This window comes from Leclercia sp. EC_58, assembly GCF_019584355.1.
In the GTDB taxonomy this organism is placed as follows: Bacteria; Pseudomonadota; Gammaproteobacteria; order Enterobacterales; family Enterobacteriaceae; genus Enterobacter.
Genome location: NZ_VDAM01000001.1, coordinates 3,120,488 through 3,132,804 on the forward strand (window position 1 = coordinate 3,120,488; position 12,317 = coordinate 3,132,804).

General features: G+C 54.7%; 11 protein-coding genes and 1 pseudogene. 9 read left to right on the plus strand and 3 right to left on the minus strand.

The window, feature by feature from the left end; translation table 11 throughout:
• Positions 1-43: 43 nt before the first annotated feature.
• The 4 genes from FHC51_RS15365 (at position 44) to FHC51_RS15380 (ending at position 4,036) form a co-directional block, all read left to right on the plus strand.
• Complete coding sequence (locus tag FHC51_RS15365) at positions 44-760, plus strand: HNH endonuclease (protein WP_052686864.1); 717 nt, start codon at positions 44-46, stop codon at positions 758-760.
• Between the two features lie 703 nt (positions 761-1,463).
• Entirely contained in the window at positions 1,464-2,165 is a 702-nt protein-coding gene (locus FHC51_RS15370) for a Rha family transcriptional regulator (RefSeq protein ID WP_060682233.1), read from the plus strand.
• A gap of 314 nt (positions 2,166-2,479) precedes the next feature.
• Positions 2,480-2,971, plus strand: coding sequence for a hypothetical protein (locus FHC51_RS15375; protein ID WP_023311542.1), 492 nt, complete (start codon positions 2,480-2,482; stop codon positions 2,969-2,971).
• Between the two features lie 75 nt (positions 2,972-3,046).
• Positions 3,047-4,036, plus strand: a complete 990-nt coding sequence (locus tag FHC51_RS15380) for a hypothetical protein (RefSeq protein WP_032617955.1) — start codon at positions 3,047-3,049, stop codon at positions 4,034-4,036.
• Between the two features lie 851 nt (positions 4,037-4,887).
• On the opposite strand, the pseudogene FHC51_RS15385 reads toward FHC51_RS15380, so the two are convergent.
• Positions 4,888-6,303: pseudogene (locus FHC51_RS15385) on the minus strand (molybdopterin-dependent oxidoreductase); the annotation flags it as partial.
• 148 nt (positions 6,304-6,451) lie between these two features.
• The gene (locus FHC51_RS15390; RefSeq protein ID WP_103824474.1) at positions 6,452-6,757 is read right to left on the minus strand and encodes a DUF1161 domain-containing protein; all 306 of its coding nucleotides are present in this window, start codon (positions 6,755-6,757) and stop codon (positions 6,452-6,454) included.
• A gap of 105 nt (positions 6,758-6,862) precedes the next feature.
• Between FHC51_RS15390 and FHC51_RS15395 the strand changes: the two genes are divergently transcribed.
• Positions 6,863-7,573, plus strand: coding sequence for a YnfC family lipoprotein (locus FHC51_RS15395; protein ID WP_220435960.1), 711 nt, complete (start codon positions 6,863-6,865; stop codon positions 7,571-7,573).
• A 38-nt stretch (positions 7,574-7,611) separates the two neighbouring features.
• Here the strand turns inward: FHC51_RS15395 and FHC51_RS15400 are convergent, their stop codons facing one another.
• Positions 7,612-7,941: a DUF1283 family protein gene (locus tag FHC51_RS15400; protein ID WP_114315083.1), complete on the minus strand. Its 330-nt coding sequence runs from the start codon at positions 7,939-7,941 to the stop codon at positions 7,612-7,614.
• A 149-nt stretch (positions 7,942-8,090) separates the two neighbouring features.
• Between FHC51_RS15400 and FHC51_RS15405 the strand changes: the two genes are divergently transcribed.
• From FHC51_RS15405 to FHC51_RS15420, 4 genes are all read left to right on the plus strand, one after another.
• The gene (locus tag FHC51_RS15405; protein ID WP_103824473.1) at positions 8,091-8,417 is read left to right on the plus strand and encodes a YnfA family protein; all 327 of its coding nucleotides are present in this window, start codon (positions 8,091-8,093) and stop codon (positions 8,415-8,417) included.
• Between the two features lie 109 nt (positions 8,418-8,526).
• Positions 8,527-9,741 carry a starvation-sensing protein RspA gene (rspA, locus tag FHC51_RS15410; RefSeq protein WP_103824472.1) on the plus strand — a complete coding sequence of 405 codons (1,215 nt, stop codon included), beginning with the start codon at positions 8,527-8,529 and terminating at the stop codon, positions 9,739-9,741.
• Positions 9,742-9,752: 11 nt separating this feature from the next.
• Entirely contained in the window at positions 9,753-10,769 is a 1,017-nt protein-coding gene (locus tag FHC51_RS15415) for a Zn-dependent oxidoreductase (RefSeq protein ID WP_103824471.1), read from the plus strand.
• Positions 10,770-10,825: 56 nt separating this feature from the next.
• Complete coding sequence (locus FHC51_RS15420) at positions 10,826-12,205, plus strand: MFS transporter (RefSeq protein WP_220435961.1); 1,380 nt, start codon at positions 10,826-10,828, stop codon at positions 12,203-12,205.
• The last annotated feature ends 112 nt before the right edge of the window (positions 12,206-12,317 follow it).

Sequence of the window (12,317 nt, forward strand, 5' to 3'; positions counted from 1 at the left end):
TTAATCTAATCACATCGTTAACCTTTCCACGGAGGGACATCACATGTCTAAACGCTACGAGTCCGACACTTTCCGCACTCGCCTGTACGACTATCTAACTTTCGACTCAACCATACCGGAGCTACTCCGAGTTAAGAAACCTTACGGCAAATCCAGGCGTGCAACCGGAGAGCCTGTGAGTTTCGCTGTAAGTGAGCAAGGCTACGCCAATGTGAATGTACTGGGTAAGACCTATCGTCGCTCCAGAGTCATCTACAGCCTGTGTAAAGGCCGCATCCCTGACGGGTACGTGGTAGACCACATCGACGGTAATCGTCTCAATGACCATCCTGACAACCTACGGGTCTGCACGTATCAGGAGAACCGATGGAACGCAGATAGTCACGGCGGTAAGCGTCAGAACTATTTGCCTAAGGGCATTAGCTACTACGCCAAAGCTGACCAATATCGGGCTATGCTTCGTCTTAGCGGTCGACACTACACGCGGTTGTCGCCTTCAGTCTCCGACCTGATTCTCTTCCTTCAGGAGCTGCGTCAAGAACATCACAAGGAGTTTGCTTTTGATGGTTGGACCGAGTGGACGGAGAAGGACCAGAAGGCTGCGGACATCAAGTACCAGACTGGACCTGTCCTCGGTAAGGTATTGACTGGCGGTAAGCCAGCTCACGTCCGACTAAACCGCGCTACTGGTCAAATGTACAGGCAAACAGCCGATGGTAAGCGACATTCGGTAGCTGAGTCTGACCTTATTCAACTGTGAGTCATTAGGCTGAGAGCGGCGCCTGCTCTGGCCTGTAATAAACTCTCACTAGTAGGAAGAACGGGCAGACACTGAGACCAGACCAACCAGCGATGGGGGTAGGGGGGCAGACCAATAGATGCCGACTTAAGGTTAGACTTAAGTTAAGACCTAAGGAGGCAGACTGAAGTTAGTACCTTAGGCTCATCCAAAGTCATTATTATGATTGTGGTAACACAATTCCTATTACTACCTACAGCCCAGACTTCAAGCATCGGGACCCTGTATACATTGGGTCGTTGCTTGCGGTTGCGTATGTATGTATGACCAGTGGTAGGGCTTAACTATCACTGTTAGAAAGATTACACCCTCACTATCGGGAGACCATACATTCCGCCTCTGGTCTTGATGCGTCAAGTTATGCGGAAGCTCTCCCGACATTAAGTCTTTCTCCATACCAAGGCTAGCAAGACAGCCTCTGTCAGACTCCCAGCCCGTTAGCGTTCTCGTGTCTTCATTATGACTTGGGTCTATCGCCGCTCACCATCTGGACGTCGGACATGCTGTCTTGCACCTTTATCACTACTGGTCATCGCAGACCACATCACAATTACCTCAAGTCATTCTGTTTGCGTCCTGTTGCCTGCTGGTCTCCCTTTACGTGGGGGCTTGAGTAGGTCAGTGGGGTGCGACTTCAGGGTGCAAACAAAAGGAGTACACGTAAATGTCCCAACAAGAAATCAGCATCATTAACCTCGACCAGCTTGTGTCCATGACCTCAGTTGAAATTGCGGAGCTGACAGGCAAGGAGCACCGAAATGTCCTGCGCGATATTCGCAATATGGCTGAGGAGCTTAACGCGCTCAAAACTGAGCTGGTTGGCGAGGAAGTATACAAGGACGCTAAAGGCGAGAGCCGGGTAATGTACCGTCTCGACCGTAAGCATACTTTTATTCTGGTCGCTGGCTATTCCGTTCACCTCCGCGCCAAGTGTTACGACCATATTCAGACGTTAGAGCGTCGAGTCCTTCAACTGGAAGACCAGAAGAAGCGAGCAGCCATTCAGTCTGCTAACCGTCGAGGCGTGACTTGGGGCGACTACTGCAAAACCTATGGTCTACCTGCTCAGAAGCTAATGACCGCACTTCTTCAGCATCGTGGTCTCTTTCGTAAGAATCCAATCAGTAACGAGTGGTCTGTAAATCCAAAGTATTCCGACTGCTTCCGTATCATTAAGCCGTCAGACCAGAAGTTCTCAGCAGGTGGTTATAACTTTCGCTTCAACGCTAAGGGATTGGAGGTCTTCGGTAAGCCTGCGATAGTCGATAAACTGCGAGGCATCCTTATTGCCTTCACTGGCACCGACCAGCAGAAGCAAGAGCATCTCCTGAAGCAGGCCCAATCCGGCAAGCTGGAGGGACTCTAAGATGATTGACCCGCGCACACCTGAGGGCCGCATGACTCTCCGTTACCGTGGCTACCAGACTGAAGTCATCTTGAAAGAGCTTGGTCTAGACCCGGAAGATGAGACCCGCCAGCACCAATCACGAGACGAGCTGATAGCGCAACTGGTCGCTATGAAACTGCCGTCAGCTAGCAAGCTAGCGCCTAACCGTTAGCAGCTCACCTACTTAATACCTAATTTTAAACCTTTTGAGATGACCGATGCGGGGAGACGCCGCAGGACTAAACACGCCTGTGGTCGACCGATAGTCTCAACTCTCAAGAGGAGTATTCATTATGTTGTTCAATAACCAAGACTGGAAACTGTCTGTCACCGACATCAATCTCTACGAAAACACTGTGAGTCTGGACGGTCAGTCCTACCCACTGTCCTTCGCTATTAAGACCCTGATTCCGGGCTACCTGTCAGGACTGCCTGCCACCAGCCGCGAGTCCATGGAATTACTGGAAGCTCTGGCTGAAGCTGGCGTGACCATTGGAAACTTCTTCAGCAATGACCTGATGACCGCCTACCAACGTCGCCAGCAGAACAAGCGAGCCGAGGCTGAGCGTATCGCTAAAGAGCAGCGCATTCAGGCTGAGCGTATGCGTGAAGAGAACATGACCGATGCAGAGTGGCAGAAAGAGCTACAGCGCCGCGAACAGGTCAAAGCTGAGCGCCGGACCTATGGTGAGAACCTCCGCAGTGCTACCCATTCCGCTGGTCGCTCCCGTGCCGCTATTGTCGCTGACATTGAGTCAGGCGGTAACTGGATGGACAGCCTCTAAGACACAGACACACAAGTGGTCCTGACCCGATGTCGGGACCCACAGTATCCAAACTAATTTAGGAGATTGATTATTATGACTATGACTAAAGACGCTTTCCAGTTCGGCATTGAGCCTGTTCGTATCACCGACACCGACAACATTCAGGTCAATGAAGGTCTGCCGACTAACGCTGACCCGCAGGTCTATGCCCTCCAGTTAGCTAAGACGGTTAAGGCTATGCTGAACGGTGTACTTAAAGACGCTCAAGAGAACATCCCGTTCCCTGTAGAAGTCCTGCCTACCCGCAATAGCCTGCCTACCCCAATCATCGCCCACACTCTGTCTGACCGCTCTGTGGTCGTCCCTGTACGCGGTGGTGAGCGACCTGAAGTCGTGACCGTTCCGTCTGGTCAGGAGATTGTCGTCGAACCTATCGAACAGGCAATCCTCATCTCGGAGCAAACTAAACTGTGGGACGCCAAGTCCTCCACTGGTTTCACTCATGGCACACTCCAGCAGGACGCTATGAACATCTGTGAGAATGTGGTCCGTACCATCAACGCTCGCATGGTTGACGTTCTGGAGTCCTCCAAGCTGCTGAAGACCGTAGAGCTGCCAGTCCTGACTGGAAGCCTGACCACTAAGGCAGACGCTATCATGGACGCTCTGTTTGAGAACACCGAGTCCTCTTTCGGCTCTGAAGTGTCTGATTACGGCATCATCGCCCATGAGTCCCAACTGAAAGCGCTGTCCCGTCTGGCTGCTAAACAGGGCTTCTCTGGTGAAGACGCTATCGTGGATATGCTGGGTACCGACATCGCGTATTACAACGGTGAGGACAAAGGTGTGTTCATGCTGGCTAAACGCTTCACGGCCCTGAGCTTCGGCTGCTTCCGTCACGACGGTGAGAATATTACGGTCGTCCTTTCACGTGATGGCGACTCTCAGTCCCACGACTTGGAAATCCTCGGTAAAGTGTTCGTTGTCGCTGAAGCTGCTACGACCGTCAAGATGGGCACTGGCTCAGCTACTGCCGTCCTGCCTGTAGTCAAACGCCTGAAGTTCACCAAGACCGAAGCGTAAGACCAATGGGTAAGAGCATTAGTAAAGGCTTCAGGTCCATCGCCAAGGGCCTGACAGGTGGTGGTGGGACTCAAGGTGGGGCTTCGGTCCCGCCTCCTGTAGCTCCTCCTGTAGCTCCTCCAGATGACGCTCAGCAAGCTGTAGTCGATACCCAAGGTCAGGAGACCGAGGGAGGTAAGACCATGAGCAGGGGTAAGTCTGGACTGAATATCAGCAGGACTTCAGGTGGTGGGTTATCACTGTGATTAAGACATCCATACAGCCTGTGGAGGGTGGACGATATCAAGCAACAATCTGGATGACACGCAGAGTCTATAAGCGGCTATGCTGGTCACTGGCTGAAGCTGAACAATGGGTGAGACGTAAAGTGCCTACCGTTCAATCATTCCAATCATCATGATAACTGTGGTCTGGACCTGAGGGTCTGGACCTCATTACTGGTATGGTAGTATACAGTATGTCTATGACTTCCGCAGACCTGAAGTCCCTCCTGACTCTGGTCTATAAACTCGTGTTCCTCTCTGTGGGTCTCTACATGGTCCTCTCTGGTCGACTCGGTGTGGATGTGTTCGACACTCTGTCTAAGGCTGTGGGTGGACTTCTAGGTCCTTAGGTTTGGACTCACAGTGGGACCGATGGTTTCTGACAGAAAAATGTGAATGACCATCTAATACATTAAGCCAGCAGACTTCCCCCCATAGGCCCACCTCAAGTCCAGACCGAGGCCACCGGGGGTCCTGACCAGCCGTCTAGACATCCCGTCTAATGACACAAGTCTGGCACAAAGAATGACACAAGGTCTTGACTCAATGCAGGACCTCAGGCCTACTAAGGGTCCGCTTCAAGTCCTTGAAGTTCCAGATGAACTTGATCGGCACGTCGAGCTTATCCTTGCCGCGCACCCCGTCGCGGGTGGCGGTCATCTCCGGCCCGCGGGCAATGGCGTCGGTCCAGCTGAAGCAGGAGATCTGGGTTTTGACTGGGTTCTCCGGCAGCGGCATCCGCTCAATGGTGATGGTGTAAGTGGATTCACGCGCGCCGCTGTTGCCGCCATTAATACCGACGTTGCCGGTCAGGATAGGGAGCATGGCGATGGCGCGGGAGGTCAGCTCGCCGTTGGCCTGGCGCTGCGGCCCCCAGCCCTGGCAGATGTAGGCCGGTTTCGCGGTGCCAATTTCCCGGGCCAGCTTAATGATGCGATCGGCGGGAATGCCGGTGATGCGCGAGGCCCACTCCGGGGTTTTGGCGGTGGCATCATCACCCTGGCCCAGAATATAAGCCTTGTAATGACCATTCGCGGGCGCGCCTTCCGGCAGCGTGGTTTCGTCGTAACCGACGCAATATTTATCGAGGAAGGGCTGGTCGACGAGGTTTTCGTTAATCAGCACCCAGGCGATGCCCGCCACCAGCGCGGCATCCGTTCCCGGCCGAATCGGGATCCACTCATCTTCACGCCCGGCGGCGGTGTCGGTGTAACGAGGATCGATGACGATCATGCGCGCATTCGAGCGTTCGCGCGCCTGTTCAAGGTAATAGGTGATCCCGCCGCCGCTCATGCGCGTTTCCGCCGGGTTATTACCAAACATCACCACCAGCTTGCTGTTTTCGATATCCGAGGTGCTGTTGCCCTCGTTGCTGCCGTAGGTGTAGGGCATCGCGCAGGCGATCTGCGCGGTGCTGTAAGTCCCGTAATGGCTCAAAAAGCCGCCGTAGCAGTTCATCAATCGGGCCACAAGCGAGGCGTAAGGTGATGAGCGGGTAATGTTACCGCCAACAATACCGGAAGAGTAATTAATGTAGACCGCTTCGTTGCCGTATTTACCCACCACGTTACGCAGGCTGGTGGTGAGCAGATCCAGGGCTTCATCCCAGGAGATGCGTTCAAACTTCCCTTCACCGCGTTTGCCCACGCGTTTCATGGGGTAGTTCAGGCGATCGGGATGGTTGATGCGTCGACGAATCGAGCGTCCGCGCAGGCAGGCGCGCACCTGATGGTTGCCATAGGTGTCGTCGCCGGTGTTGTCTGTTTCAACCCAGTACACTTCATCGTCACGCACGTGCAGCCGCAGCGCGCAGCGGCTGCCGCAGTTGACTGAACAGGCGCCCCAGACCACTTTATCTGCGCGTGCCTGCTGCACTGCCGCGGCTGCGGGACGTAAACCAAAGGGTAATGACAGGCCGCCCGCGGCAAGCGCAAGGGATCCGATGGCGGTCGATTTGACGAGGGTACGGCGGCTGATCCCGCCGCTATGCTCACTATCTGACATGACTCACTCCATTACGTTCGTCGTTTGAAAACTGATTTCAGCCGTGATGACGATCGGGCTAATGGAGGGGAGTGTTACCCATTAAGTAGGGGGTGGTATTAATGTATATCAAAACAAACGAAATTCCCCCGCGCTAACGGGGGAATATTCACTGCGGCTCGCGAGGTGCAGGGGCCTGATTGCCGCCTCCGCTTACCGGGTAGTTGCCGCTGCTGGTGCGGGTATAGAGGATTTTGAGGGTGTCATTGGCGCAGTGGCCTACCACTTCGGCGTCGGGTTTGTCGGCCTGATCGTTCGGCACGATGTTCAGCATAAAGCCGCTCTCCGGCACGCCGTTATTGATGATCCGCTGCTGAATATCGCTTTTGATGCGCTCGCAATTATCGGGTGCCGCCAGCGCGGCCGGGGCAATGCCCGCCAGCAAAAGTGCAGTAATCCAGGGTAACCGTTTCATATCTGCCTCCTTACGACTGTGTATGACTATAATAGTAGCAGGGATAGTGTAAACGTTTGTATTTGCTACACTGCCCGGGATCCTTTTCTGCTATTGGTAGGTCATGTGAATAAACGCGCGCTTATGTTTGTCCTGGCGGCTCTGTTGACGGGGTGTGATAACTCCGCCGCGCCGCTGTCGTTTACGCCAGAGATGGCCAGTTTTTCTAACGAATTTGATTTTGATCCCCTGCGCGGGCCGGTGAAAGATTTCAGCCAGACGCTGTTCAATGATAAAGGGGAAGTGGCCAAGCGCGTCAGCGGCACGCTCTCTACGGAGGGCTGCTTCGACAGCCTGGAGCTGCACGATCTGGAGGCGAACACCGGCATCGCCCTGGTGCTGGACGCCAACTACTATCTGGATGCGCAAACCCAGCAGAAAAAGCTGCGGCTACAGGGAAAATGCCAGCTGGCGGAACTGCCCGCATCGGGGATTTCATGGGATACCGATGACAACGGTTTTATCGTCAGCGCCCACGGCAAAGATATGGAAGTGAACTATCGCTACGATGCAGATGGCTATCCACTCGGTAAAACCACCGTCTCCGGGGAGCAACAGCTCTCCATTACGGCCACACCGGCGGCAGACAAGCGTAAGAAACTGGACTACACCTCGGTCAGCCAGCTTAACGATAAGCGGCTGGGTAAGGTGAAGCAGACCTGCGATTACGATCGCCACGACAACCCGGTGGCGTGCGAGCTGGTGGTGACCGATGAGAGCGTTAAGCCGGCGGTGTCGCGCAAGTACACCATCAAAAATACGATTGAGTACTACTAAGCACCGCGCAGGAGCCTGCGCGGTGCGTACGGGAACAATCAGGGGGCCAGGGCACGGCCAGTGCGGCGGTCAAGGCAGCGCAGGGTGTTGGGCTCCCAGTAGGCGTTCATATTGGCGCTCTGCTGGCATTTATCCCGGGCGTCAAAAGCGACGTCTTCTTTATCCCACTCTTTTTCCACGCGGCTGTTCACCTTATGGCGCAGGCTGCGGGTATCGTTCCACTGCTCTTTATCCATGGCGGCATTTTGACGGCTCTGGGCGCTGTCGCCAGATTCAATAATCAGTTTGCTGGTGTTGGCGGATACTGGCGCGATGAAAACAGCAGCCAGCAGGGCAGCCAGGCAGAGGCGTGTGCTCATTTTACGCATAGCGATTTCCTTGTAGACGGTGGACATTCGATAATTCCACCGGAGTTGTTACATCAGTCCATTTTGAGGGCATACCCACATCAGGCGTGTGGAAGGGTTCCTTTCACATTCAGGTATGATACCTCATCACACATCAGACAACGTTAAATATGTTTAAAACAACTTTGCTCTTTTTTGCCACCGCCCTGTGCGAAATTCTCGGCTGTTTTCTGCCCTGGCTCTGGCTGAAGAAAGGCGCTTCGATACTGTTGTTGATTCCCGCGGGCGTGGCACTGGCGCTGTTTGTCTGGCTGCTCACGCTACATCCCGCGGCAAGCGGGCGCGTCTATGCCGCTTATGGCGGGGTCTATGTCTGCACGGCGCTGTTGTGGTTGCGGGTGGTCGATGGCGTGAAGCTAAGCCTCTACGACTGGGCCGGAGCACTGGTGGCGCTGTGCGGCATGCTCATTATCGTGGCAGGTTGGGGGCGCGCCTGAGCGCCCAATCTGTGATCCAGCGAAGACTTTTTAAACTTTATACTTGTATGGTAGTAGGGTAATTGCGTAGATTTCCGGCATCACAGTAAAAGATGTAAGGAACCGGAAAATGAAGATTGTAGGGGCTGAAGTATTTGTCACCTGTCCAGGGCGTAACTTTGTCACACTGAAAATCACTACCGACGAGGGAATTGTCGGTCTGGGTGACGCCACCCTTAATGGCCGCGAGCTTTCCGTCGCGTCATACCTGAAAGATCATCTCTGCCCGCAGCTGATTGGCCGTGATGCCCACCGTATCGAAGATATCTGGCAGTTCTTCTATAAAGGCGCCTACTGGCGTCGCGGTCCGGTCACCATGTCGGCGATCTCAGCTATCGACATGGCGTTGTGGGACATCAAAGCCAAAGCCGCCAACATGCCGCTGTACCAGCTGCTGGGTGGCGCCTCCCGTGAAGGGGTGATGGTCTACTGCCACACCACCGGTCACACCATTGACGATGTGCTGGAAGATTACGCCCGCCATAAAGAGATGGGATTCAAGGCCATCCGCGTACAGTGCGGTGTGCCGGGAATGAAAACCACCTACGGCATGTCTAAAGGGAAAGGGCTGGCCTATGAGCCTGCCACCAAAGGCAACTGGCCGGAAGAGCAGCTCTGGTCAACGGAAAAGTACCTCGATTTTACGCCAAAACTGTTTGACGCCGTGCGTAACAAATTTGGTTTCAATGAACACCTGCTGCACGACATGCACCACCGCCTGACGCCGATCGAAGCCGCGCGTTTCGGTAAGAGCATTGAGCAGTACCGCATGTTCTGGATGGAAGACCCGACCCCGGCAGAGAACCAGGAGTGCTTCCGTCTGATCCGTCAGCACACCGTCACCCCGATTGCGGTGGGCGAAGTGTTCAACAGCATCTGGGATTGCAAACAGCTGATCGAAGAGCAGCTGATCGACTACATCCGCACCACCATCACCCACGCGGGCGGCATTACCGGAATGCGTCGGATCGCCGATTTCGCCTCTCTCTACCAGGTACGCACCGGCTCACACGGCCCGTCGGATCTGTCGCCAGTTTGCCACGCGGCTGCGCTGCACTTTGACCTGTGGGTACCAAACTTTGGTGTACAGGAGTACATGGGCTATTCCGAGCAGATGCTGGAGGTCTTCAACATCAACTGGACCTTTGAAGATGGCTACATGCATCCGGGCGATAAGCCGGGCCTGGGCATCGAGTTTGATGAAAAACTGGCGGCGAAATATCCCTACGATCCCGCTTACCTGCCTGTTGCACGTCTCGAAGACGGCACGCTGTGGAACTGGTAAAGGAGCAAAAAATGAAAAGTATCGTTATTCAACAACCGAATTCGCTGGTGATCGAAGAGCGTTCGCTACCCGCGCCTGCACCAGGCGAAGTGCGCGTCAAAGTGAAGCTGGCCGGGATCTGCGGTTCCGACAGCCATATCTATCGCGGCCACAACCCGTTCGCCAAATATCCCCGTGTGATCGGCCATGAGTTCTTTGGCGTCATCGATGCCGTCGGTGAGGGCGTCGACACCGCCCGCCTCGGCCAGCGCGTCTCGGTTGACCCGGTGATCAGCTGCGGCCACTGCTACCCGTGCTCGGTCGGCAAACCGAACGTCTGCACCTCGCTGGTGGTGCTGGGCGTGCATCGTGACGGCGGCTTCAGCGAATACGCCGTGGTCCCCGCAAAAAATGCCTGGGTCATTCCGGATGCCGTCAGCGATGAACATGCGGTGATGGTTGAGCCATTCACCATCGCGGCCAACGTCACCGGCCACGCCAGCCCGACAGAGCAGGATGTGGCGCTCATTTACGGCGCTGGCCCGATGGGGCTGGTCACCGTCCAGGCGCTGAAGGGCGTCTACAAGGTGAAACAGGTCATTGTGGTCGATCGCATCGACGAGCGTCTGGCGATGGCCCAGCGCAGCGGGGCGGACTGGGTCATCAACAATGGCAATCAGTCTCTGCAGGCGGTGCTGGAAGAGAAGGGCGTCAAACCGACGCTGATTATTGATGCGGCCTGTCACCCTTCTATTTTGCAGGAGGCTGTCAATCTGGCTTCGCCGGGCGGGCGCATTGTGCTCATGGGCTTCTCCAGCGAACCGAGCCAGGTTGCGCAGCAGGGGATCACCGGTAAAGAGCTTTCCATTTTCTCGTCACGTCTGAACGCCAATAAATTCCCGGTGGTCATCGACTGGCTGGAGAAAGGGCTTATCGACCCTGACAAACTGATTACTCATCGTTTTGAGTATCAAGACGTTAAAGACGCTATTGAACTGTTTGAGAAAGACCAGCGGCAGTGCTGCAAGGTATTACTGACGTTCTCTTAATAATAATACTGAATGCGGTTTAGCGGTACGCATCTTACCCTTTCGAGATAGCCAATATGACTCAACTACAACATGAAAGATCCACATCTGACCTGATAAAAGCCGCCGTATCCGGTTGGCTGGGTACCGCGTTAGAGTTCATGGACTTCCAGCTTTATTCGCTGGGCGCGGCATTAGTCTTTCACGAAATCTTCTTCCCGGAACAGTCGGCGGCGATGGCGCTGATTCTGGCGATGGGTACCTATGGGGCGGGCTATATTGCCCGTATCGTTGGCGCCTTTGTCTTCGGCAAAATGGGTGACCGCGTCGGACGCAAGAAGGTACTGTTTATCACCATCACCATGATGGGGATCTGCACCACGCTGATTGGTGTGCTGCCGACCTATGCACAAATTGGCATTTTCGCGCCGGTGCTGCTGGTGACGCTGCGTATTATCCAGGGGCTGGGCGCAGGGGCGGAGATCTCCGGTGCGGGCACGATGCTGGCGGAATATGCGCCGAAAGGGAAACGCGGCATCATCTCTTCACTGGTGGCGATGGGCACTAACTGCGGCACCCTGAGCGCCACGGCGATCTGGGCAGTGATGTTCTTTGCCCTCGACCGCGAACAGCTGCTGGCCTGGGGATGGCGCGTGCCGTTCCTGGCAAGCGTGGTGGTGATGATCTTTGCCATCTGGCTGCGTATGAACCTCAAGGAGAGCCCGGTATTTGAGCAGGTTAATACCGACGATGCGCCTGTTCAGGCTGCGGTTGAAGAAAATACCCTGGGTGGGATGCTGAAAAGCAAATCCTTCTGGCTGGCGACCGGTCTGCGCTTCGGCCAGGCGGGTAACTCCGGCCTGATCCAGACGTTCCTCGCCGGGTATCTGGTCCAGACGCTGCTGTTTGATAAGGCTATTCCGACCGACGCCCTGATGATCAGCTCTATTCTCGGCTTTATTACTATCCCGCTGTTGGGCTGGTTGTCCGATAAATATGGTCGTCGTCTGCCTTACATTCTGCTGAGCCTTTCCGCCATTATTCTGGCCTACCCAATGCTGTCGATTATTGTCGACAAGTCGTACAGCCCTGGCGTGATCATGACCTCGATTATTGTTATCCATAACTTCGCGGTGCTGGGACTGTTCGCCCTGGAAAACATCACCATGGCCGAGATGTTTGGTTCCCGTAACCGTTTCACCCGGATGGCAATTTCAAAAGAGGCGGGTGGTCTGATTGCGGTTGGTTTTGGTCCGGTACTGGCAGGGATTTTCTGCAACATGACCGGCTCCTGGTGGCCAATCGTGGCGATGGTGGTGGTTTACTCCTTCATCGGCCTGATCTCAGCCCTGCTGATGCCAGAGGTATGTGACCGCGATCTGAGCACGCTGGAAGATGCTGCAGACGATAAAGCTTCCGCGCTAAAGATTCACGGTAAACATCGCGCCATCTCGTAATGACTGATGACTCCTCTGTAAACGCAGGGGAGTCTTTTTTTATGCCTCTCGATAATCAACGCTAATAAAAAAACTTCACAGAAGCATCGGGTATTAACTGGATTTTTTTCAG